This is a genomic window from Paraburkholderia solitsugae, from assembly GCF_013177695.1.
In the GTDB taxonomy this organism is placed as follows: domain Bacteria; phylum Pseudomonadota; class Gammaproteobacteria; order Burkholderiales; family Burkholderiaceae; genus Paraburkholderia; species Paraburkholderia solitsugae.
The window spans coordinates 1-23456 of sequence record NZ_WOEY01000144.1; the positions used below are offsets into that span (position 1 = coordinate 1).

The 23456-nt window shown below is 63.1% G+C and carries 20 protein-coding genes and 1 tRNA gene; 11 read left to right on the forward strand and 10 right to left on the reverse strand.

What is annotated here, in order from left to right; all coding sequences use genetic code 11:
• Together GNZ12_RS36845 and GNZ12_RS36850 are read left to right on the forward strand one after the other, a co-directional pair.
• Positions 1 to 566, forward strand: a 566-nt coding sequence (locus GNZ12_RS36845; protein WP_328806120.1) for a group II intron maturase-specific domain-containing protein, incomplete at its 5' end; no start/stop codon positions are given.
• Positions 567 to 689: 123 nt separating this feature from the next.
• Complete coding sequence (locus tag GNZ12_RS36850; RefSeq protein ID WP_172317006.1) at positions 690 to 827, forward strand: hypothetical protein; 138 nt, start codon at positions 690 to 692, stop codon at positions 825 to 827.
• A gap of 37 nt (positions 828 to 864) precedes the next feature.
• Here the strand turns inward: GNZ12_RS36850 and GNZ12_RS36855 are convergent, their stop codons facing one another.
• From GNZ12_RS36855 to GNZ12_RS36865, 3 genes are all read right to left on the reverse strand, one after another.
• On the reverse strand, positions 865 to 1191 hold the full coding sequence (locus tag GNZ12_RS36855) for a hypothetical protein (RefSeq protein WP_172317008.1): 327 nt from the start codon (positions 1189 to 1191) through the stop codon (positions 865 to 867).
• A 161-nt stretch (positions 1192 to 1352) separates the two neighbouring features.
• Complete coding sequence (locus tag GNZ12_RS36860) at positions 1353 to 2078, reverse strand: peptidoglycan DD-metalloendopeptidase family protein (protein ID WP_407947758.1); 726 nt, start codon at positions 2076 to 2078, stop codon at positions 1353 to 1355.
• Positions 2079 to 2276: 198 nt separating this feature from the next.
• A complete protein-coding gene (locus GNZ12_RS36865) occupies positions 2277 to 3185 on the reverse strand; it encodes an aldose epimerase family protein (protein ID WP_172317012.1) in 909 nt (302 codons plus the stop codon).
• A gap of 555 nt (positions 3186 to 3740) precedes the next feature.
• Between GNZ12_RS36865 and GNZ12_RS36870 the strand changes: the two genes are divergently transcribed.
• On the forward strand, positions 3741 to 4571 hold the full coding sequence (locus GNZ12_RS36870) for an undecaprenyl-diphosphate phosphatase (protein WP_172317014.1): 831 nt from the start codon (positions 3741 to 3743) through the stop codon (positions 4569 to 4571).
• Between the two features lie 309 nt (positions 4572 to 4880).
• A tRNA-Arg gene (locus GNZ12_RS36875) sits at positions 4881 to 4957 on the forward strand.
• Positions 4958 to 5020: 63 nt separating this feature from the next.
• Here the strand turns inward: GNZ12_RS36875 and GNZ12_RS36880 are convergent.
• Both GNZ12_RS36880 and GNZ12_RS36885 read right to left on the reverse strand, forming a co-directional pair.
• Positions 5021 to 5404 carry a DUF427 domain-containing protein gene (locus GNZ12_RS36880; protein ID WP_172317016.1) on the reverse strand — a complete coding sequence of 128 codons (384 nt, stop codon included), beginning with the start codon at positions 5402 to 5404 and terminating at the stop codon, positions 5021 to 5023.
• Positions 5405 to 5722: 318 nt separating this feature from the next.
• Entirely contained in the window at positions 5723 to 7303 is a 1581-nt protein-coding gene (locus GNZ12_RS36885) for an acid phosphatase (RefSeq protein ID WP_172317018.1), read from the reverse strand.
• A gap of 292 nt (positions 7304 to 7595) precedes the next feature.
• Here GNZ12_RS36885 and GNZ12_RS36890 point away from each other — a divergent pair, with 292 nt between their 5' ends.
• Positions 7596 to 9005 carry a cytochrome-c peroxidase gene (locus GNZ12_RS36890; protein ID WP_235994003.1) on the forward strand — a complete coding sequence of 470 codons (1410 nt, stop codon included), beginning with the start codon at positions 7596 to 7598 and terminating at the stop codon, positions 9003 to 9005.
• A gap of 57 nt (positions 9006 to 9062) precedes the next feature.
• Here the strand turns inward: GNZ12_RS36890 and GNZ12_RS36895 are convergent, their stop codons facing one another.
• Positions 9063 to 9302, reverse strand: coding sequence for a hypothetical protein (locus tag GNZ12_RS36895; protein WP_172317022.1), 240 nt, complete (start codon positions 9300 to 9302; stop codon positions 9063 to 9065).
• A gap of 283 nt (positions 9303 to 9585) precedes the next feature.
• On the opposite strand from GNZ12_RS36895, the gene GNZ12_RS36900 reads away from it, so the two are divergent.
• A complete protein-coding gene (locus GNZ12_RS36900; RefSeq protein WP_172317024.1) occupies positions 9586 to 9975 on the forward strand; it encodes a hypothetical protein in 390 nt (129 codons plus the stop codon).
• Between the two features lie 82 nt (positions 9976 to 10057).
• Entirely contained in the window at positions 10058 to 10507 is a 450-nt protein-coding gene (locus tag GNZ12_RS36905) for an NUDIX domain-containing protein (protein WP_172317026.1), read from the forward strand.
• A gap of 60 nt (positions 10508 to 10567) precedes the next feature.
• Here GNZ12_RS36905 and GNZ12_RS36910 read toward each other — a convergent pair whose 3' ends face one another.
• Complete coding sequence (locus tag GNZ12_RS36910; protein WP_407947759.1) at positions 10568 to 11575, reverse strand: transporter substrate-binding domain-containing protein; 1008 nt, start codon at positions 11573 to 11575, stop codon at positions 10568 to 10570.
• A gap of 141 nt (positions 11576 to 11716) precedes the next feature.
• Positions 11717 to 13426: a glutamine--tRNA ligase/YqeY domain fusion protein gene (locus tag GNZ12_RS36915; protein WP_172317028.1), complete on the reverse strand. Its 1710-nt coding sequence runs from the start codon at positions 13424 to 13426 to the stop codon at positions 11717 to 11719.
• 488 nt (positions 13427 to 13914) lie between these two features.
• Between GNZ12_RS36915 and ggt the strand changes: the two genes are divergently transcribed.
• Together ggt and GNZ12_RS36925 are read left to right on the forward strand one after the other, a co-directional pair.
• A complete protein-coding gene (gene ggt, locus GNZ12_RS36920) occupies positions 13915 to 15669 on the forward strand; it encodes a gamma-glutamyltransferase (RefSeq protein WP_172317030.1) in 1755 nt (584 codons plus the stop codon).
• A 141-nt stretch (positions 15670 to 15810) separates the two neighbouring features.
• Positions 15811 to 16371: an RBBP9/YdeN family alpha/beta hydrolase gene (locus GNZ12_RS36925; protein ID WP_172317032.1), complete on the forward strand. Its 561-nt coding sequence runs from the start codon at positions 15811 to 15813 to the stop codon at positions 16369 to 16371.
• Between the two features lie 154 nt (positions 16372 to 16525).
• Here GNZ12_RS36925 and GNZ12_RS36930 read toward each other — a convergent pair whose 3' ends face one another.
• On the reverse strand, positions 16526 to 17746 hold the full coding sequence (locus GNZ12_RS36930) for a CaiB/BaiF CoA transferase family protein (protein ID WP_172317034.1): 1221 nt from the start codon (positions 17744 to 17746) through the stop codon (positions 16526 to 16528).
• A 372-nt stretch (positions 17747 to 18118) separates the two neighbouring features.
• Here GNZ12_RS36930 and alaS point away from each other — a divergent pair, with 372 nt between their 5' ends.
• Positions 18119 to 20743 (forward strand): alanine--tRNA ligase, encoded by a 2625-nt coding sequence (gene alaS, locus GNZ12_RS36935; RefSeq protein WP_172317036.1) that lies wholly within the window; start codon positions 18119 to 18121, stop codon positions 20741 to 20743.
• Between the two features lie 145 nt (positions 20744 to 20888).
• Here alaS and GNZ12_RS36940 read toward each other — a convergent pair whose 3' ends face one another.
• Positions 20889 to 21800, reverse strand: a complete 912-nt coding sequence (locus GNZ12_RS36940; RefSeq protein WP_172317038.1) for a LysR family transcriptional regulator — start codon at positions 21798 to 21800, stop codon at positions 20889 to 20891.
• Positions 21801 to 21918: 118 nt separating this feature from the next.
• On the opposite strand from GNZ12_RS36940, the gene GNZ12_RS36945 reads away from it, so the two are divergent.
• Entirely contained in the window at positions 21919 to 23271 is a 1353-nt protein-coding gene (locus tag GNZ12_RS36945) for a YbfB/YjiJ family MFS transporter (RefSeq protein ID WP_172317040.1), read from the forward strand.
• Positions 23272 to 23456: the final 185 nt, after the last annotated feature.

Sequence of the window (23456 nt, forward strand, 5' to 3'; positions counted from 1 at the left end):
GTAACGTCTACGTACGCAGCGAACGCGCTGGCCAACGGGTGATGGCGGGGCTGAAGGCCTTCCTCACCGGCAAGCTGAAGCTGAAGGTCAATGAGGCGAAGAGCGCGGTCGCGCGGCCACACACGCGGAAGTTTCTGGGATTTAGCTTCTCGAACCGGGATCAGGTCAAACGGCGCATTGCGCCCAAGGCACTAGCCCGCTTCAAGGAACGAATCCGGGAACTGACCCAACGCGCACGAGGGATCAGCATTGAGCAGTTGATGGAGCGGCTGACACGCTACCTTACAGGGTGGCGCGGCTACTTCGGCTTCTGTGAGACGCCCAGCACATTACAACGGCTGGATGAGTGGGTACGACGCCGTGTTCGCTGCGTCTTCTGGAAACAGTGGAAGAACAGCTCCAAACGGTTCAGGGAACTGACGGCCCGCGGCGTCGATCGGGATCTGGCCGCCCAAACGGTCGGCTCCCCGCACGCTGCATGGCGACTGAGTAACAGTCCCGCCCTGCAACGCGCCCTCACCAACCGCTATCTTGGCTCTCTCGGCCTTCCATCGTTACGCAAATAGCCGGCCAACTGATCCGAACCGCCGTGTACGGACCCGTACGCACGGTGGTGTGGGAGGGGTCGGGTCGCGAGGCCTGCCCCTATCCCGATCCCGGTCACTGCGGATTCACACGCATCGTGAATCATGAAAGATTACTTTTTTCTTTCGCCGGTCATGACCTGGCTGATCATTTTTCTCGGCATCTGGCCGATTGCGCTCCGCGTGCTGTTCGCGTTCGCCGCACGCGTCGATCCGCGCTCCGGACGCTGTCGGCGCCACTAAACCAGGAGCCGCCGCGTCTCGTGTCGCTGCGTTGAATTTACTGCTTGCAGTGAACCACCATCGACCGGTTTTTCACGTTTGCACCGAAGATCCCGCCGACCGTGCCGCCCGACGTCGCGCCATTGTCGACGTCTTTCGAAACGACGTCGTAGCCATAGTTGCCGCAGACTTCGCCCGCGCGCTTGTAGCACTCGGCCCAGCTTGAACTCGCGTCGCTGCCGCTGCAGTTGATCGCAAAGCCCGTATCGCCGCTCGGCAGGTAGGTCATCGTAGTGGTGCTCGAGCAGCCGCCGAGGCTGCCGAGCGTAAGCAGGCCGAGGCCGATCGCCGCAGCCATCGCGACGCAAGCCAATGCGCTCTTCATTGCAAATTCCTTACAGATAACAGGGGGAAACATGGCGTGTAGCCACGTCATGCATAGGATTGAGCGTTTTATAGTACGCGCGGTTCCCTCAACTGTGGTTGCAGGGCGCGTACCTGACGACGGGGAACGGGGCCCAAACCGGCGCCCCAACAACCAACCGGCTAGCGAGCCGGTAACGCCCGCGACGGGTCGATCGAGCGGCCCTGATAGCGTAGCTCGAAGTGCAGCATGACGCGGTCAGTGTCGGTGTCGCCCATTTCGGCGATCTTCTCGCCACGGGTGACCGACTGACCTTCCTTCACCAGCAGCGCGCGGTTGTGCGCGTAGGCGGTCAGGTACTCGGCATTGTGCTTGATGATCAGCAGGTTGCCGTACCCACGCAAGCCGTTGCCGGCATAGACCACCGTGCCAGGTGCCGCAGCGACCACCGGCGTGCCTGCCGCCGCTGAAATATCGATGCCCTTCGAATTGGCGCCGTCGAAGCGCCGGATCACTGTGCCGTCGGCCGGCCATGCCAGCGAGATCGTCGAAGCCGGCGCCGCCGTCGGCGCGTTGTCAGCAGGAGCCGGGCGCGGCGCAGAGGAAGCGCTCGCGCTGCCTGCACCGCTGCTGCGTATTGCACCACCGGCACCACCGGCCCCACCTGTGGACCCTGCCGCGGCACCATTACCCGGCGGCGTGACGCGCAGCACCTGCCCGACCTCGATGCTATCCGGGTTGGGCAGGTTGTTCCAGCGCACAATGCTTTGCACCGATTGCCGGTTGCTGCGTGCAATCTTCGACAGCGTATCGCCCCGTTCGACGCGGTAAAAGCCTGGCCCCACTGGAGCGGACCCGCAGGCGGCGAGCACCGCCAGCAACGACGCGCAGGCGAGCCGTTTCATCATTCTTGTTGTAACCATTGGACCTCGCAAAGCGCTGCCACGCGCCGATCCCGATCACGCGGCAGGTAGATGCAAAGCGTCCGATTCTAACGGTTTTGCGCTGCAGCATCCGAAAAACGGACTTGGAGGACGGCACGCGCGGCGGGAACGCGGCGAAACGCCGCGTCACCCATCACGTCGTGATGGGTCGACAACCGGCGATTAGCGCAGCGTGCTGACAGTGATGCGCAGCGCGGCCGTCTCGGTTTGTCCCGGTTCGAGCCAGCGCAGTCCCATGCCGTTGTGGATCGCATCCGGCAGACCCAGCCATGGCTCGACGCAGTAGAAGTCCGAGTCCGCGGCCTCGGTCCATGTCGTGACCGCGTACCAGGGCACTGAGTCCGGCCGCTGCAGATCGATCGTGATGAGCCGGTTAAGGCCGGGTGCGACGAGACGCACGGGTTGGTCCGGCGCACCAACGAGGCAATGGAAGCGGTCGTGAATACGCGCCTCGTCGAGCGTGTAGCGCGCTGCGCCCGGCTCAGCCGCGCTGATCGAGCCGTCGTCCTGCTGATAGCACCGTTCGGTGCGCGGCAATTCCAGCGAGGTCTCGGCGCGCTGCGTGTGCGGCAGCGTGAAATAGAAATGATGACCGGCGTAGTAGGGCAGCCGCGTCTTGCCCATATTGGTGGTGCTCAGCGTGACTTCCAGCGTATGCGTATCGACGAGCCGGTACACCGCTTCGAAACGGAAGCCGAACGGATAGCCGCCGCGTGTTGCGTCGCTGTCGGTGAGGGTCATGCGCAAGCCGGCGCCGTGCACGTCGGCATGGGCTTCGAAGGGCAGGTCGCGTGCAAAACCATGCATCGGCAATTCGCGCACCGTGCCTTGTGCGTCACGCCAGAAGCCGATCTTGCCGTCGACGCGATGCCGCCCGAGAAACGGAAACAGCAGCGGGTTGCCGCCGCGAATCCTGGCGGGTTGACTCCAGTCGGCGTTCTCGGGCCAATGGATCACCTCTTCGCCGTCGATGATCCACGACAAAAGACGACCGCCGGCTTGCGGCGCGAAACGGAGCACGGAGGTGTCCTGGGCGATCTCGAGAATGTCCTGTTGCGGGGAGAGGGGCATGGTCGATGGGGTGGTTCATAAAGTCGCGAGAGAACGATTTTGCGCTGCTTTACGCTACGGGGAAACCCTTCTCGGGAAATTGCGGGTGTCGCAGAAGCCCTATCCTTGCCGATAATCCCCTGACTGCCCGGTAACTTCGACGACCGGGCGAGACCCGATCAGGAGGTGTTATGGATCTCGCAATGGCAATGGGTGTCGCGCTGTTCGGCATGTTCGCAGCAAGCACCGTCTACTTCTTCTACAAGCTCGAGCGCTGATCCAACCCTCTGCTTCACCATCTGCTGGGCCGTCAACGCGTGCCTGGCATGAATCTCGCGCGTCCAGCGCATCGAATTCCTCATAAGGGCAGCGCGGTCTCCGACGGCGCCCCGTTTCTTTTTCTGCGGCGTAACAACGGTTTCCAGTTGTGACGCAGCGCATCAATATTTCCCCGAATGCGGTTCAAACGCTTGGCGCTGACTTTCCAGCCAGGCATAATCGGTGCGCTTTTGACGCGCCGTTCATTTTCTATTGCGGCGCGCTGTTCCCCGACATTTTCCTTACAAGGACCGCCGCGTGAACCTGTCGTTTCTAATTTTCCTGAGCGTGCTGCAAGGCGTCACCGAACTGTTTCCGGTCAGCAGCCTCGGCCACACGCTGCTCGTGCCGGCACTGTTCGGTATGCATATCGACAAGCATGCGCCGCAGTTGCTGCCGTTCCTCGTCGCGTTGCACCTCGGTACGGCGTTCGCGCTGCTGTGGTACTTCCGCAAGCGTTGGTACGCGCTGGTGCGCGGTTTCTTCGCTTCGTTCGGCGGGCGTCGCAACGATGACGCGCACATGATGTGGGCGCTCATCATCGGCACGATTCCGGCGGGCCTCGTCGGGTTGATCCTTGAGAAACGCCTCGAACGGCTTTTTCACGATCTGCGCATCGTTGCAATCGCGTTGATCGTGAACGGCGTGCTGCTGTGGTTCGGCGATCGCCTGCAACGTTCGCGCACGCATCTGGCGCCGGAGAAACTGACTTTCCGCCAGGCGTTTTTCGTCGGCCTCGCGCAGATCGGCGCGTTGATTCCGGGTTTCTCGCGCAGCGGTCTGACCATGATCGCCGGTAATGCGGCCGGCTTGACGACCGAGAAAGCCGCTGAGTTCTCGTTCCTGCTCGGCACACCGATCATCCTGGCGGCCGGCGTGCTCGAATTGCCGAAGCTGTTCCATGCGCCAGGCCAGCTTGCCGATGCAGTGCTCGGCGGCGTGCTGACCGCAATCGCTGCGTATCTCAGTGTGCGTTTTCTGATGCGTTATTTCGAAGGCCGCGGACGTCTGGCTTCGTTCGGCGTGTACTGCGTGATCGCTGGGATCGTGTTCCTCGGCTGGTTCATGTTGCATCCGCAGCCGGTCTGATTGCGTTCGATATGCCCGCTACTGCACGCTGAGTGCAGGCGGGCGACTGGCGGCTAAGAAGCGATCGGTTATAATCCGGGCCCGGCTCAACTCGCCGGGCCCGTTTGTTTTGTGATGCGGCGAGGCGCGTGCCGATCAGGGGTGCCCGCGCGCCGGATCAGATTTCCAGTCCCCGGCCCGGTCAGTTAGAATTTCGGTATCCCACGAACCCTGTGGCAGTGATATTGCACAGGTTCCAACACCCGATACGGGTTCTCATTGCGGGCGATGCACGTTGTACACGTTCGTGTAGCATCGCCTCACGTCATTACGGCAGTAGCTCAGCTGGATAGAGCATCGGCCTTCTAAGCCGAGGGTGGGGGGTTCGAGTCCCTCCTGCCGTACCAACTCTTCAAATGCCTGGCGCCGCGCATCGAAGCCTCAGCGCTGCGATGCGCGCTCGGGGTCGTTTACCCTGCCGGCTGCACGTCGATGGAATCGACCCGGTTCGGATAGAACGCCAGATGCTGAGCGATCTCCTTCACGGCCGCGTAGGGCGACTCGTAAGTCCAGACCGCATTCACGCTCCGCTCGCCGCCAATCGGAATGCTGTAGTAGGCGCAATCGCCCTTGTACGGGCAATAGGTTGCGTGATCGGTGCGCTCCAGCAGCGTCATCTCGACATCGGTGCGCGGAATGTAATACACCGCCGGATACGACGCCTCACGCAGCACCAGCGCATTGCGCGTATCCGCGATCACGCGGCCGGCTACCGTGACCACCACACGGGCTTTGTCTGGCTCGACCGTGATCGGATGGTCGGGGCCTGGGACCTTGATGTTTTTTTCAGTCATGCTGTCGAACTCCTGAATGAGTAGGCAAGCCTGCAACACGCTGCCAAGTGTTTCGAGCCGCCATCGGCGAGAACAATGATCGCGTCCTGCGTCGAAGCATACGCCGCTCATGACAACACGTTGTGTCGCCGCCAAGGTCTTTCGCGAGTTTCCTGGCGCGCTGACTGGTGCGCGCGACGAAAACAAAAAAGGGCAGCCGAAGCTGCCCCGTCAAAGTCCTGCCATCCGGCGGACTGTTGCTTACTGACATTCTCTTTGCACAGAGTGCGGATCGCTCAACCTTGCTCGCTCAATTGCTGAACGCTCGTGGCTGGCTGCTTACTGCTTGATGTTCAGTGCGGCCGTCAGATCGCCCATCGGCTTGCCGCCGTTGCTGACCAGTGCGGCATCACGCGCCGAGATGCCCGGCAGCGTCGGCAGCGAGTAGCGGTGTGTGATGAAGCGCAGGATCGACGTCGTGTCGTACTGCGTGTGATCGACGAAACCCTTCTTCGCGTACGGCGAGATGATCAGCGCCGGAATGCGCGTGCCCGGACCCCAACGATCGGCCTTCGGCGGCGCCACGTGGTCCCAGAAGCCGCCGTTTTCGTCATACGTCACGACCACCAGCATGTTGTTCCACTGCGGGCTTTTCTGCAGATGCGAGATCACGTCGGCAATGTGCTGGTCGCCCGACGCGACGTCGGTGTAGCCCGCGTGCTCGTTCAGGTTGCCCTGCGGCTTGTAGAACGACACTTGCGGCAGCGTGCCGGCATCGATCGCCTTGATGAACTCGGAGCCTGCCATACCGCCGTCGAGCAAGTGCTGCGAGCGGTTCGCGGAGCCCGGGGCGAGATCGGCGAAGTAGTTGAACGGCTGATGATGCGGCTGGAAGTTCGGCGCCGTCAGATTCGCGCCGTAGATCACGTTCGACGTGCCGGTTTGCGCCGCCGATACCGCCGCGCCCCACGCGCCGCCGTACCACGCCCACGACACTTTCGCGTTGTTCAGCAGATCGCCGATGTGCTGTTGCGTCTGTGCCGGCAGCGTGGTGGCCGCGCCCGGATCGGCGAGGTTGGCGTCGCCGCCCGAAGCCGCCTTGTTGCCGCTCGGCTGATACGGCGGCTGCATCGTGTTGATCGCGTAGAAGTCGGGCGTCAGGTTGCCCGACAGCACGTATTTCGGCGGACCGCTCAGTGCCGAAGCCGGCGAGTTGATTGCCAACTTCAGCGTGACGCCGTCGTTTTCCACCGCCGAGACCGAGCCCGCTGCCGGGCTCTTGTCCGCATTCGGATAAGTCGGCGTGCATGCGCAAACCAGCCACTGGTGATTCAGGAACGAGCCGCCGAACGCGCCCATGAAGAAGTTGTCGGCCAGCGTGTACTGCTGGGCGATCTTCCACAGCGGCAGCTTGTCGGCGTTGAGCGTGTAGTGCCCCATGACGAGGCCGCCGGAATCCGCCCACGCGGCGAACTTGTCGTTCTTGCCGCCATTGATCTGCATCTGGTTTTCATAGAAGCGGTGATACAGATCGCGCGTCGTGGCCGTGATCGGCGTGTTGAAGCCCTTCGGGTCGTCGATGGCGAACGGGCTGTTCGGCAGGTTGGCGGTCATCGCTTGCGTCACCGCCGGCGTCACTCCCGTTTGCGTCAGACCGTTCCACACTTGCGGCAGCGTTGCGAGCGGCGTGCCGTTGCGGTCGACTTGCGTGGCGCTCGTGGCCGTCACGTTCTGCAGACCGTTGGCGCCCGGGAAGTTGCCATACAGATTGTCGAAGCTGCGGTTCTCCGCGTAGATCACCACCACCGTCTTGATCGACGTGACGTCCGGCTGCGTGGTGACATTGTCGCCGCCGCACGCATACAGGCTCAATGCTGCTGCGATCGCGATAGGCGTCGCGCAGATCAGTTTTTTGTTCATTTAGTGTGTGCTCTCTCTCTCTCGCGTTGGGGATGGGCCGCGTGCATTGCTTACACGTCTGGCCGCGAACGAAAGTTTGAATAATGTATTTGACAGAAAAATGTAAATAATTACGAATTTCTTGTGTTTTGATATTTTCGTCGGCTGTATGTCATTTGAGTGACATGTCGATGAAATACGCTCGCGGACTTCAAAATCGCAAACTCACATCATTCATATGCGGCTTGGTCTCACGGGGATTCGGGAAACGGCGGTTCAGCCGCGAGCGCGGCGGCCGGCAGGCATAGGCGCGATGCTGTCGATCGTGCTCGCGGCACTGACTATGACCTTGGCAGCGTGCGATGCAGGCTCGCCGGCAGCGGGGGGCAAGGCAGAAGCGGGTGGCAAGGCCAATGCAAGCGGCAACGCGCAAGTGAATGCCAAGGCAGATCTGAACGCCGGCGCCAACGCGGGCGTCGAGGCTCAAGCGAATGCGTTGCCTGCATCCGGGCCCATGGCGGCCTCTGCCGTGAAAGTGGCCGCTCATGAAGCCGGCCAGACCCGCGCGCAAGTCTACGAGTCCGTGCGGCAGATGACGGCGCTGGGCAAGCAACTGTTCTTCGACGCGTCGCTATCCGGCTCGGGCAAGCTGGCGTGCGCGTCGTGCCACAGCCCCGATCACGGCTTTTCGCCGGCGAATTCGCTCTCGGTACAACTGGGCGGCAACGACATGCGCCGCACCGGCATGCGCGCCGCGCCGACGCTCAAGTACCTGCAATCGGTGCCGGCGTTCGCCGAGCACTATCACGAGTCGGACGACGAAGGCGATGAAAGTGTGGATGCCGGGCCGACCGGCGGCTTGACGTGGGACGGCCGGGTCGACCGCGGCTCGGACCAGGCGCGCATTCCGCTGCTGTCGTCGTTCGAAATGGGCAGCACACCGGCGAAGGTCACGGCGGCGGTGAAGGCCGCGCCGTATGCCGACGCCTTCCGCGCGCCATTCGGCGAGCATATTTTCGACAGCGACGACGCCTCCTTTAAAGCCGTGCTGCAAGCGCTGGAAACCTTCGAGCAGACGCCCGAGGTTTTTTATCCGTATACCAGCAAGTACGACGCGTATCTGGCCGGCACAGCGCAATTGACGAAGGCCGAGCTACGCGGTCTGCAAATCTTCAACGACGAAAAGAAGGGCAATTGCGCGAGCTGCCACATCAGCCAGCGCACCATGGACGGCGCACCGCCGCAGTTCAGCGACTTCGGTCTGATTGCGATCGGCGTGCCGCGCAACCGTGCGCTGAGTGTGAATCGCGATCCGCATTTCTACGACCTCGGCGCATGCGGGCCGGAGCGTACCGACCTGGCGGGCCGCGCCGAGTTTTGCGGCATCTTCCGTACGCCGACGCTGCGCAACGTCGCGGTGAAAAAGCGTTTCTTCCACAACGGCATCTATCATTCTCTGGATCAGGTGCTGCGCTTCTATGCGCAACGCGACACGAATCCGGAAAAGTTTTATCCGGTCTCGAAGGGCAAAGTGCAGAAGTTCGACGATCTGCCGCAGCGTTACTGGGCCAATCTGAATACCGAGCCGCCGTTCGATCGCAAGCCGGGTGACAAGCCGGCGCTCGACGAAGCTGAAATCAAGGACGTGGTCGCGTTTTTGAATACGCTGACGGATGGATATAAAGCGAGTGAGAAAGTGGGAAACAGCGCGGCCGCGAATTGATCACTGGGCGATGACTGGGCCGCCGGTCGGGGGCAGCGCGTGCCGCCGTGGCCGTGGTCAGTTGCCCGCGCCGGCGATGATGTAATAGCAGGCGGCAAGCAGCAGTGCGAACGACATCAAGAGGCATGCAGTGCCAACGCGTGTCAGCAGATTTGGCCAGCGCGCACGCGGGAGGCTGTCCATTTGCACGATGCGTCGCGCCAGACCGGGGTCCCGGCTGACGGCAAACGGCATGAGCGCGACGCAAAAGATCGCGAGCGCGACGGCGAAGGTTTCGAGAGCAAACGAGAGGTCCATAAGGCGGCGTTGGAAGCTTGATCGGCGCGACAGCGCAACAGACCTATCTTAAGAAGACGTTTCATAAGAAGATATGAGATTCGTCCTAAAAAGTCTCAGCAGCCGTCGTGTCCGTTCGTTCCCGACCGGCGCGCGCCGGGTGTTGCAGGCTGCTGCGGGTCGCCGCAGGGCCGCATCCGGGCGGTCACGTTGAGGGCGACATGCTATGCTTTTGGGGTCCAGATCACGAGCCGCCGTGAGCGCACTCGAGACCGCCGAAACTACTCTTCGAGGAGAACCCTTCATGTCGATGCAAACCCGTGTCCTGTTTCACTTGACCGTCGGTGGCCTGCTGCTTGGTGGCGCTATCGGCGCGCAAGCGGCGAACCTCGGTTTTCTGAACGACACGCCGATCAGCTACATGAAGCAACGCGATGTCGATTCGATCAAAAGCGCCGTCATCACCGCCTTGAATGACAAGCAGGACGGCGAAAGCACGAACTGGGTCAACGAAGGCACCGGCAACAGCGTCAAGATCGACGCGACGATCACCATCGCCAGCACCGCGAAGGACGGCGAGCGTACCTGCCGCGACGTCGGCGTCGTACTGAATGCAAAAGGGCAGTCGATGAGCCTGCGTCCGCAGTTCTGTACGCAGGACAGCGTCAACTGGCAATTGCAGAAAAAGCACTGAGCGTGCGGGCCGGTATGACGAGGCGCGCCGGCTTGCCGCCGGCGCAGCCTGAAGCCGTGCGTTCTTGCGGTGCGTTGCGGCGATGAGCGCGCGGGTCGTCTCGTGCGGCGTCGTACTGCTCGACCCCGACGGTCGGGTGCTGCTCGCGCACGCCACCGAAACGTCCCACTGGGACGTTCCGAAAGGACACGGCGAAGAGGGCGAGGCGCCTCACGTCACGGCGTTGCGCGAGATGGTCGAAGAGACCGGTATCGTGATCGAGCCCGGGCGGCTGAGGGATCTCGGACTGTTCGTCTACCGGCGCGACAAGGATCTGCATCTGTTCGCGGCGCGCGCGACGGACGACGAACTCGATCTGACTTCGTGCACCTGCACGTCGCTGTTTCCGCGCCGCTCTGACGGCACGTTGATTCCTGAAATGGACGCCTACCGCTGGGCCGCGCCGGACGAAGTCGAGCGGTACGCGAGCCGCAGTCTCACGCGGCTCTTTCAGACCACGCTTTCGCTCGCGGAACTGCATCGAACGCTATAGCGGTGGATTTGCCGCTGTAGCGTTGGCGCCGCCCATACCCACATGGTTTGTCTGACGCGCTCAGTCGAGCGCGCGGTCGTTCGGATGCGCGAATAGCGTGCGGTTCTGTTCCGAGAGCGGAAAATTCAGATTGATGCCGTGCGGCGGAATCGGCTGCGTGAACCACTGGTTATACAGACGTTCAGCGTCGCCTGCAGTCTGGCCATGAGCGATCACCCCGTTGACGAGCGTGCGGAACGGTTCATCGCCCTTGCGAAACATGCAGGCGTAGACCTCGTAACCGAGCGGCGTACCGGTCACCACGAAGTCTTCGGGGTGCGCGTCGGTCGATTTAAAGCCGTACACGATCGGCTCGTCCATCACGAAGGCCACCGCCCGGTCATCCTTGAGCGCGGCGAATGCTTCAGGATGATCGCGCGCGGCCGTGATGCGCATGTTCAGGTGCTTCTCGGTGTTCAGGCGGCGTAGCAGGCGCTCGTCGGAGGTGCCCGCGGTCGTCACCACCGTCTTACCGGCCAGGTCCGGAAAATCCGTGATGCCGCTGCTCTTGCGAGCGATCATGCGCACCGCGTACTGGAAGATGCTGTTCGAGAAGGCGGCCACGTTTTCGCGTTCCACGGTATGCGTGGTCGAGCCGCATTCCAGATCGATCTGGTTGTTCAGCAACATCGGCGTGCGGTTCGATGAGGTCACGGTGATTTCGTGCACCTTCAGTTGCGGCAGGCCGAGTGTTTTCTTGATTTCGTCGACGATCTGCAGCGCGATGGTCTGCGAGTAACCGGCCGTGCCCTGCCCGTCGAAGTACGAGAAGGGAATCGATGCTTCACGTACGCCGAGCACGACCACGCCGTCGTCGTGGATCTTCTTCAGTGTGCCCGTGAGTTCTTGCGCATGAGCAGGGCAGGCGAGCGACGCCGCGCCGAACGCGATCGACGCCAGGAGTGCGCAACGCATGCTGTGTGCGACGCGTAAGGCGCGGGTCATGCGCGTAGCAGGTACGGTACGCGTGTGACACGTGCCTTGTGCTGCGCCCCATTCACGTGCCCCGCGGCGGGCTGCAACTTTCATCGGGCCTCCCTGGCTGGCGCGTGCACCTATGCCGCGCTGTCTTTGTCGATGGAACATGATGCAACGAAACGGCGTGCATCCCACTCACGGGATACACGCCGTATTCAAATCCGATGCGCTCCGTGCTGCAGCGGCTCCAGCTTACGCCGGCTTGCCCCAACTGTCGCGCAAGCTGACGATGCGATTGAACACGGGCTTGCCCGGTTTCGAATCGACACGGTCGGCGACGAAATAGCCATGGCGCTCGAACTGATAGCGCTGTTCCGGCAACGCATCGCTCGCACCCGGTTCCAGGTAGGCATTGACTACACGCTTGGAATCCGGATTCAGTGCCTCGAGGAAGTCGCGGCCACCGGCGTCCGGTTGCGGTTCCTTGAACAGACGGTCGTAGATGCGTACTTCGGCCGGGCACGCGGCTGCCGCGCTGACCCAGTGAATGTTGCCCTTGACCTTATAGGTGTTCGCGCCTTCGGTGCCCGACTTGCTGTCCGGGAAGTAGTTGCAGTGGACGGCGACGATGTTGCCGTTCTCGTCCTTGTCCGCACCGATGCACTCGATCACATAGCCGTAGCGCAGGCGCACCTTGTTGCCCGGGAACAGGCGGAAGTAACCCTTCGGCGGCGTTTCGTTGTAGTCCTCGCGTTCGATCCACAGTTCGCGCGAGATCGGGAACTCCCGGACACCCATTTCCGGATGATGCGGGTGGACCGGTGCATTGCACGGCTCGGTCACGCCTTCGGGGAAGTTGTCGATGATCAGCTTGACCGGATCGAGCACGGCAGCAGTGCGCGGCGCCTTGTCGTCCAGATCGTCGCGCAGCGCGCCTTCGAACACGCTCATGTCGATCCATGAATCGACCTTGGTGACGCCAATGCGCTCGCAGAACAACTGGATCGCTTCCGGCGTGAAACCGCGGCGGCGCACACCGACGATGGTGGGCATGCGCGGATCGTCCCAGCCCTCGACATGGCCTTCGGTCACCAGTTGCAGCAGCTTGCGCTTGCTGGTGATGGCGTAGGTCAGGTTCAGGCGCGAAAACTCGATCTGTTGCGGCAGCGGGCGCGTGAAAATCCCGGCTTCGGCCAGCTCGTTCAGAATCCAGTCGTACAGCGGACGATGGTCTTCGAACTCGAGCGTGCACAGCGAATGCGTGATGTTTTCCAACGCGTCCGAGATGCAGTGCGTGTAGTCGTACATCGGGTACACGCACCATGTGTCGCCGGTGCGGTAATGGTGCGCAAAGCGGATCCGGTAGATGACCGGGTCGCGCATGTTGAAGTTCGGCGACGACATGTCGATCTTCGCGCGCAGCACGTGCTCGCCTTCCTTGAACTCGCCGGTTTTCATGCGACGGAACAGGTCGAGGTTTTCCTGCACCGAACGCTCGCGGAAGCGCGACGGCGTGCCGACTTCGGAGGCCGAGCCGCGGTTCGCGCGCATTTCTTCGGCCGACTGACTGTCCACATACGCCTTGCCGCGCTCGATCAGCAGTTCGGCGAATTCGTACAGCTTGTCGTAGTAGTCGCTCGCGAAGTAGAGCTGTTCCTTGCCCTCTTTTTCCCACTCGAAACCGAGCCAGCGCACCGAGTCGATGATCGAGTCGACGTACTCGACGCTTTCCTTTTCCGGATTCGTATCGTCGAAGCGCAGATGGCACACGCCGCCGTAACTGCGCGCCACGCCGAAATTCAGGCAGATGCTCTTGGCGTGACCGATGTGCAGGTAGCCGTTCGGCTCGGGCGGAAAGCGCGTTTCGACGCGCTGGCCCCACTTGCCGGTGCGGTTGTCTTCGTCAATGATGTTGCGGATGAAATTGGATGCCGCTGGCGCGTCGTTGCGTTCGGTATTCATGCGAGAAGGTGAAAGTCTGTCGGGGACGCGCAATGCGCCCACTTATCCGTCAATTCTACCTGACGCGTTCGCTCGCGGCAGGCGAGTGCGGCGCGCAGCCAACGTTTGAGCGGTTTCGAGCGGTTTTTGGGGTCGGGCGGGATCCTGCAAGCTGCGTTTAAGGTGCTGTAACAGGAGGTAAAACGTTTTGTTGGCGCATGCGCCAGCGACTTAGGATGCGGGCGGCGCACTCTCCGCCCGCCGCGCACGGGGAGCAATTTGCCCATTGTTTTTTCCTCGGCGCCGCTTTGCGCCCTTGTGGCGCAAGCCAGGCGGCCACGCTGTCCACCCGCGCCCCGCTCAATCTGCTGGATTGGGCTGCCTGCGCCCTGTCGTGCAACCCGCCCGCGGTGCGGCTGGCCGGGCAGGCCGCCTCACCCATTGCGCCATCTTGCATCGACGCTTTCCGTTCGTGCAACATGGCGCACTCAGTTCCCGGAGTGTCTCGGATGTCCGTCCCGTCACATGACGCGCCTCGCGCGCCTTTTGCCTCTTTTTCCCTTGCCCGGATCGTGACGGCCACGGCCGTGTTCGCCGCACTTGCCGGCAGCTTGGTCGCGCCGGCGCCGGCGCTCGCAAAAACGCCCCCGCCCAAGGCCGTGCTGGACGCGTCGGCTGTGGCCGTGCCGGATCGTTACAGCGCCGACACCGCCCAGCAGATCTTCGCCGCCGGCGGCAACGCCGTGGACGCTGCGGTGGCGATCGCCTTCACGCTGGCCGTGACCTGTCCGGACGCGGGGAATATCGGCGGCGGCGGGTTCATGACCGTGTTCATGGACGGCAAGCCGTATTTTCTCGACTACCGCGAGCGCGCGCCGCAACAGGCGACCCGCGACATGTACCTCGACGATAAAGGCAGCCTCGTGCCGGGTATGAGCCTCGTCGGCCATCGCGCGGTGGGCGTGCCGGGCACCGTCGAGGGCATGTGGGAAGCGCAGCAACGCTTCGGCAAGCTGAAATGGAAGCAGGTGCTGGCGCCCGCGATCCGTTACGCCACCGACGGCTTCCAGGTCGACCAGGGGTTGCAGCAGCGCCACGACGTGGCGGCGAAGAGTTTCGCCGGCAAGACCAACTTCGATGCCTACTTCTCGAACCTGAAGGCGGGCGTGATGGTCCGCCAGCCTGAACTCGCGCAAACCCTCTGGCGCATCGCCAGCGACGGCGGCCGGGAGTTCTATGAAGGCCGCACCGCGGATCTGATCGCCCAGCAGATGTACGGCCACGGGCTGGTCACGAAGCAGGATCTGATTCAATACAAGGCCGTCTGGCGCCAGCCGCTAACCGCCGATTGGAACGGCTACAAGGTCGTGACGGCGCCGCCGCCGAGTTCGGGTGGTATCGGACTGATCCAGATGCTGAAGATGAAAGCCGATCTGAAGCAGGCGTTCGATGGCCTCGAGCTGAATTCCGTGCCGTATATCCATCTGATCGCGCAGATCGAAGACCGCGTGTTCGCCGATCGCCAGCAATACATCGGCGAACCCGATTCGTACAAGGTGCCAGTCGACAAACTGATCGATGACGGCTACCTCGCGCAACGCGCCGATGAAGTGAAGCCTGACCAAGTGCCGGGCGCCACGCCCGTTAAAGGCGGCCTTGGCGACGCGCTGCCGGAAAAAGCGCAAACCACGCATTTTTCGGTGGTCGATAAATGGGGCAACGCCGTGTCGAACACCTACACGCTGAACGGGGATTTCGGTTCCGGCGTGGTGGTGGACGGCGGCGGCTTCCTGCTTAACGACGCGATGGACGACTTTGTCACCAAACCGGCTGCCGCCGGCCCGTCCGGCGCAACGGTGGACGACCTGAACACGGTGGCGCCGGGACGCCGGCCGCTTTCGTCGATGTCGCCGACCATCCTGTTGAAGGACAACAAGGTGTCGCTTGTGATCGGCACGCCCGGCGGCTCGCGAATCCTTACGTCGATCTTCCAGGTGATGACCAACCTGTACGATTTCAATATGTCGCCTGCCGACGCTTTGGCCGCGATGCGCTTCCATCATCAGTTGCTGCCGCCGAAGACGATCTATTTTGAGCCGTATCATCCGATCACGGGCGAGCTGGCCGACCAGTTGAAAGCCAAGGGCTACACGCTGGAAGGGCAGTCGTTCAACGGCGACGTGCAGATGATCCGCGTCGAAGTGGCGACGCCCGAACCGGCGGCCGATCCGCGCGGCGTGGGCGTGGGCCGTGTGATGAATTGAAGCGCGGCTTCTTCTGCCGGGCGAAATAGCTCATTGCAGAGGCGAACTGCGGAAACATACTGCGGAGTCGAACTTGATAAATGCACTTGAGAAGCGCACTTGATCAACTCACTTGAGAAACGAACTGCGACGGGGAACGCGATGGGCGGACAAAAAATAAACGTACTCGTACTGCCGGGCTACCAGAACTCCGGCGCGGGACACTGGCAGACGCGCTGGGAAGCGCTCGATCCCGCCTTCGTGCGCGTGCAGATGCCGGACTGGGACTATGCGGCACGCGACGCGTGGTGCCGCGCGCTTGACACCGCGGTGACCGCAGCCGACTCGCCAGTGGTGTTCGCCGCGCATAGCCTTGGCTGTCTGACGACGGCCTTCTGGGCGTCGCAGTACGCAAGCGCTGCCCAGCTTGCGAAGGTGGCGGGCGCGCTGCTGGTGGCGGTGCCCGATCCGACCGGGGCACATTTTCCGCAGGATGCCAGCGGTTTCGCACCGGTGCCGCTTACGCGCTTGCCATTCGCGAGCATCGTAGTGGCGAGCAGCGACGATCCGTACGGCGGCGTGCCGTTCTCGCAAACTTGCGCGAGCGCGTGGGGCAGCCGCTGGATCGATATCGGGCCGCGTGGCCACATCAATGCCGACAGTGGGCTCGGCGATTGGGACGAAGGGCGGCGCTGGCTGGCCTCGTTGGGTGAGCGGCGTTGAGCCCGCAATTGCGCTGATTCGGCGGGCGTTCGGCGCACGCTGAAGCGTACCGACACACGGTCGCTGTTCTGGCGGGCGGCTTGCCTGCGTAGCTGGGGGGCGAGTGAGCTGGCGCCGTAGCCAGCGTCACTGAAAACCTCCGCCTCAGCCGGCCTCAAATCACCGACTGGTCCCGCAACGCTGCAATCCGCGCCTCGTCGTAACCGAGCACATCGCGCAGGATACCGTCGGTGTGCTCGCCGAGCATAGGCGGATGGGACAGCGCTTCGGGCGGCGTGCCGGTCATATTGATCGGATTGCGCACCAGTTTGACCGTGCCGCCTGACGGATGTGGCAGATCGACCTGCATACCGCGCGCCACCACCTGCTCGTTCTCGAATACTTCGCCCAGATCGTTGATCGGCCCGCACGGCACACCGGCTGCTTCCAGCGCCGCGATCCATTGCTGCTTGCCCTGCAGGCGCACCATGTCGGCAAGGATCGGTACGAGCGTGTCGCGGTGACGCACGCGGGCCGGGTTGGTCGCGAATCGCTCGTCGTTGGCCAGTTCGGGGCGGCCGCCTGCCTCGACGAACTTGCGGAACTGGCCGTCGTTGCCGACCGCGACGATGATCCAGCCATCGCTGGTCTGGAAGGTCTGGTAGGGCACGATGTTTGGATGCGCATTGCCCCAGCGCACGGGCGGCTCGCCGCTCGCCAGGTAGTTCGAATTCATGTTGGCCAGCATGGCCACCTGCACGTCGAGCAGCGCCATGTCGATGTATTGGCCTTCGCCCGTTCGGTCGCGGTGCGTGAGCGCCGTGAGCACGGCGATGGTCGAATACATGCCGGTCATCAGGTCGGCGATCGCGACGCCGGCCTTTTGCGGGCCGCCGCCAGGCTGGCCGTCGCGCTCGCCGGTAATGCTCATGAAGCCGCCGATACCTTGCACGATGAAATCGTAACCGGCGCGCTGCGCATACGGCCCGGTTTGCCCGAAGCCGGTTACCGAGCAGTAGATCAGATCGGGCTTCACTTCTTTGAGCGACGCGTAATCGAGGCCGTACTTCTTCAACTGCCCGACCTTGTAGTTCTCCAGCACCACGTCGCTTTGCGCGGCCAGTTCGCGGATGATCCGCTGGCCTTCAGGCGAAGCGATATCGACGGTGACCGAGCGCTTGTTGCGATTCGCCGCGAGGTAATAGGCGGCTTCGCGCGTGTCGGCGCCTTCCGGCGTTTTCAGGTACGGCGGCCCCCAGTGGCGGGTGTCGTCGCCGACTTCGGGTCGTTCGATCTTGATGACGTCGGCGCCGAAATCGGCGAGCGTCTGCGCGCACCAGGGCCCGGCGAGCACGCGTGTGAGGTCCAGCACGCGGATATGACTGAGAGCGCCCATTTTTTTCAAAGTCTCCTGTGTCGGCCGGAGTTAGCGCTTTAGCGCTTAGTCCGGCCCCATGCAAAGCGGTCGACCGGAGTTAGCGCTTTAGCGGGTACTCCGGTCCCATGCCAAAGCGGCGCGCATGTCGCCGCGGATGGGGGCAATCTTAAGCGATTCCCGCGCGCCGGCGCAGTCAGCCGAACGTCATAGGACGCGCGGCGCGCCTTGCCGTGCCGCTCGCTACCGGACCAAATCCGGCCGAATGGCTAACCGGGCAGGGGCGCCGCCGCGCACGTGCGCCGATCCCGTATAATCAGTCGTTTAAGAAACAATCAGTTGGCGCATCCCCATGATGCCGCCGGTAACAGCCAGGACCGTCCCCCGCACGCTATGAAAGCCGCCGAAATCCGCGAGAAATTCCTCAAGTTCTTCGAATCGAAGGGCCATACGATCGTTCGCTCGTCGAGCCTTGTGCCCGGCAACGACCCGACACTGCTCTTCACCAATTCGGGAATGGTGCAGTTCAAAGATGTGTTCCTCGGCGCGGAATCGCGTCCGTATTCGCGCGCCACGACCGCGCAGCGCAGCGTGCGCGCCGGCGGCAAGCACAATGATCTGGAAAACGTCGGCTATACCGCGCGTCACCACACGTTCTTCGAAATGCTGGGCAACTTCTCGTTCGGCGACTACTTCAAGCGCGATGCGATCCACTACGCGTGGGAGTTGCTGACGGGCGTGTACCAGCTGCCGAAAGACAAGCTGTGGGTCACCGTCTATCACGAAGACGACGAAGCGCACGACATCTGGGCGAAGGAAGTGGGCGTGCCGGTCGAGCGGATCATCCGCATCGGCGACAACAAGGGTGCCCGCTACGCCTCGGACAATTTCTGGCAGATGGCCGACGTCGGCCCGTGCGGCCCGTGCTCGGAAATCTTCTACGACCACGGTCCGGACGTGTGGGGCGGCCCCCCGGGGTCTCCTGAAGAAGACGGCGACCGCTACATCGAGATCTGGAATCTCGTGTTCATGCAGTTCAGTCGCGACGCTCAAGGCAACATGACGCCGCTGCCCAAGCAGTGCGTCGACACGGGCATGGGTCTCGAGCGTATCGCCGCAGTTCTGCAGCACGTGCACAGCAACTACGAGATCGACCTGTTCCAGGCGCTCATCAAGGCCGCGGGCCGCGAAACCGGCGTGACCGACCTGACGAATAACTCGCTGAAGGTGATCGCCGATCACATCCGCGCCTGCTCGTTCCTGATCGTCGACGGCGTGATTCCGGGCAACGAAGGCCGAGGCTATGTGCTGCGCCGGATCGTGCGTCGCGCGATCCGCCACGGCTACAAGCTGGGCAAGAAGGGTTCGTTCTTCCACCGCATGGTGCCGGACCTCGTCGCACAAATGGGCGGCGCCTATCCGGAACTGAAGGACGCGGAGCAACGCGTGACCGACGTGCTGCGTCAGGAAGAAGAGCGCTTCTTCGAGACCATCGAGCACGGCATGTCGATTCTCGAAAGCGCGCTGGCCGATCTGGAAGCGAAGGGCGGCAAGACGCTCGACGGCGAACTCGCATTCAAGCTGCACGACACCTACGGCTTCCCGCTCGATCTGACGGCGGACGTGTGCCGCGAGCGCGAAGTGACGGTCGACGAAGCCGCCTTCGACGAAGCGATGGCGCGTCAGCGCGAACAGGCACGGGCCGCGGGCAAGTTCAAGATGGCGCAGGGCCTCGAATACTCGGGCGCGAAGACCACGTTCCACGGCTATGAAGAAATCATCTTTGACGACGCGAAAGTGATCGCGCTGTATGTCGACGGCGCGTCGGTCAAGGAAGTGCACAACGGCCAGCAAGCTGTCGTCGTGCTCGACCACACGCCGTTCTATGCGGAGTCGGGTGGCCAGGTCGGCGACCAGGGCGTGCTGGCTAACGCGAGCGTGCGCTTTGCGGTGGCCGATACGCTGAAGGTGCAGGCGGACGTGGTCGGCCATCACGGCACCCTCGAGCAGGGCACGCTGAAAGTCGGCGACGTCGTGAAGGCGGAAATCGATGCGGTGCGTCGTGCCCGCACCGAGCGCAATCACTCGGCCACCCACCTGATGCACAAGGCGCTGCGCGAAGTGCTCGGCTCGCACGTGCAGCAGAAGGGCTCGCTCGTCGATGCGGACAAGACGCGTTTCGACTTCGCGCACAACGCGCCAATGACCGACGAGCAGATCCGTCAGGTCGAAGCGATCGTGAACGCCGAAGTGCTGGCGAACGCGCCGGGCATTGTGCGCGTGATGCCGTTCGACGAAGCGGTAAAGGGCGGCGCGATGGCGCTGTTCGGCGAAAAGTACGGCGACGAAGTGCGCGTGCTCGACCTCGGTTTCTCGCGCGAGTTGTGCGGCGGTACGCACGTGCATCGCACGGGCGACATTGGTCTCTTCAAGATCGTGATGGAAGGCGGCGTGGCTGCCGGCATTCGTCGCGTGGAAGCGATCACGGGCGATAACGCCGTGCGTTTCGTGCAGGATCTCGACGCGCGGATCAATGCGGCTGCGGCCGTGTTGAAGGCGCAGCCGTCGGAGTTGACGCAGCGGATCGTGCAGGTGCAGGACCAGGTGAAGTCGCTGGAAAAGGAACTGAGCGCATTGAAGTCGAAGATGGCTTCGAGCCAGGGCGATGAACTTGCCGGTCAGGCAATCGAAGTGGCCGGCGTGCATGTGCTGGCTGCGACGCTCGAGGGCGCGGACGTGAAAACGCTGCGCGAAACGGTCGACAAGCTGAAGGATAAGCTGAAGAGCGCGGCGATCGTGCTGGCCTCGGTCGAAGGCGGCAAGGTGAGCCTGATTGCCGGTGTGACGGCGGACGCGAGCAAGAAGGTCAAGGCCGGTGAACTGGTCAACTTCGTTGCACAGCAAGTCGGCGGCAAGGGCGGCGGGCGGCCAGACATGGCGCAAGCTGGCGGTACCGAGCCGGCGAATCTTGCTGCGGCGCTGGCAGGTGTGAAGGGCTGGGTCGAAGCCCAGCTTTGATTCGGGTTTGATTGGGCCATGCGGGGCGCTGGTGGTTTTTGCGTCCCGCGTGGCACAAGTTGTTTTTTGCCTTGGCGTGTCTTGCCGTGCATCAACCTGGCCGATTGCGGCGGCGGTTAGCGTTCTCCGTCACGCAGGCAAAGCATCAGGCAACACCTACCGGTGCAGCGGCCGGTAACGCTACCGCATCCTCTCCCGACACAAGCGTTTGCCGCAGTGCATTGAGCGCGGACGAAAAATGCCCTCGTCGCCAGACGAGCAGCGTATCGATCACGCCAATATCGGGAAGCTCATGAACCGCGATGTTACTCGCATCGGTTTGCAGATCGAGCACGGATCGCGGTGCCACGGCCACCCCGGCGCCGGCGGCGACACAAGCCACGATCGCATGATACGAGCCGAGCTCTAAAACGCGAGCCGGCCTCACGCCATGCTCCAGATACCACTTCTCGATGTACGCCCGGTAAGCACACCCGCGCTCGAACGCGATCAGCGTCGATAAGGCAATATCCCGCACTTCGCGAATCGGCCGATGGCCTCGCGGCGACAGCATCACCAACTCTTCGCGGAAAACCGGCACCGTTTCGAACAATTCGCCGAGTGGGGCAGGATCCAGCGGCGTCGCCACCAACGCCGCATCCACTTCGAATTCGCGGACCCGCTCGATCAGCTTGCCGGTCGTACCGGTTTCGAGTTCCAGCGCGACATCCGGCCACTGCTGGTGATAACGCGCGAGCAATCCAGGCAGACGCGTCGCCGCGACGCTTTCCATCGTGCCCAAACGCAAGCGCCCACTCGGACGATCCTCGCGCACCGCATGACGCGCCTCATCGGCGAGCGCGAGCAGACGCTCCGCGTAGGGCAGCAGTGTCTCGCCAGCCGGCGTCAAAACGAGGCGCCGGCCGTCGCGAATGAACAGGTCGGTACCCAGTTGCTCCTCGAGTTGCTTGATGCGCGTGGTGACGTTCGATTGCACGCGATTGAGCTTGGCAGCGGCGCGCGTCACGCCGTTTTCCCGCACGACAGCGCGAAAAATGGTCAAGGCGGCCAGATCCACGATTCTCTCCTAGCGATGGCTCGTATTCGAATTATTCATTTTTCGTGATTGAAAGGTCAAGCTAATATGCATTGAAGAAACCGGTGACTGCCGGCCCGATTCCATTTACCGTCTGATCATGAACGATCTCGCTTCCAGCGCGCACGACACGCTTGCCGAATGCCATGCCGCCCGCCGCGCGGCGCTTGCCTGCATGGTCACCTTGGCCGTGGTGCTCGGGATCGGCCGTTTTGCGTTCACGCCGCTCTTGCCGCTGATGCTGCACGGCAGCACCTTCGGTCAGCCACAGATCGATATCCAGCACGGTGGCTGGCTCGCGTCGTTCAACTACGCGGGCTATTTCGTCGGTGCGGTCACCTGCGCGGCGCTGCGGGTCGAACCGGCGCGCATGGTGCGCGCGGGGCTTGTGGCGACGGTCTTGCTGACGCTGGCGATGGGCGTAACGAGCCAATTCTGGGTCTGGGCCTTCGTGCGCTTCGTCGCCGGCGCGGTCAGCGCCTGGACCTTCGTGTTCGCCTCGCAGTGGGGCTTGCGGCGGCTCGCCGAACTCGGCGCGCACGGGTGGGGCGGGGTGATCTATACCGGCCCGGGCGTGGGTATCGTCGGGACGGGCTTGCTGGTCAGCGCCGCGGGCGGTTACGGCGCGACGGCGGGTTGGATCGGCTTCGGGCTTATCGGCGCGGTGCTTTCGATCGTGGTGTGGTCCGTGTTCGGGACCGTGACCGATACCACCTCACGAGGCACGGCGCTCGCCACGGGCGGGTCAGCCACCGCCGCTCATGCGGGTCAACGTTCGGGCGGCCAGCACTCCGCTGGGCAGCACAACGCTGGCCAGTACGCTGCAAATCAGAAGCCCACCAGCCAACACGCTCCCACAAGCCACCTCCCGCACCGCGCCGACGCCTTCTGGCTGGTCCTGCTCTACGGCGTGCCCGGATTCGGCTACATCATCACCGCGACGTTCCTGCCGGTGATCGCGCGCCACGCGCTGCCGGGCTCGTCCTGGCCCGATCTGTTCTGGCCGATGTTCGGCGCGGCGCTGATCGTCGGCGCGTTGCTCGCGGCACGCCTGCCGGTGCATTGGGACAACCGCACGCTGCTCGCCGGTTGCTACGTGCTGCAAGCCGCCGGTATTGCGCTCGGCATCGTTTGGCCGACGGCGGGAGGCTTCTCGCTCGGCAGCATGCTGATCGGTTTGCCATTTACCGCAATCACCCTGTTCGCGATGCGCGAAGCGCGGCGTCTGCGTGGCGACGAAGCGGCCGGCCTGATGGGCTACGCGACGGCGGCGTACGGTGTCGGCCAGATCGTCGGCCCGCTGGTCGCGGCGCCAATAGCCGCACACACCGGGTCTTTTTCGCCGGCGTTGTGGCTGGCGGCTGGGGCGCTGCTGCTAGGCGCGGTCGGCCTGATCGTCGTGGCGCGCATGCCGCGTGGTCGCGGCCCCATGCCCGATTGTGGCTGCAACTAACGGCCTTTCCGAGCGGTCGGTGCACGCTGGCGCGTATTCGGGGCGCCCGGCGCCGGCTTGCTGTCTTGCGGCGAAAACATGGGGCTGTCGAACCCTCGGCGGCGCAAATACCAAACCGAAAAACAAATAACCCACCGGCGCACTAAAATGACCGCTTTCCCGTCATCTCAGCGTGCCTGTCGCCG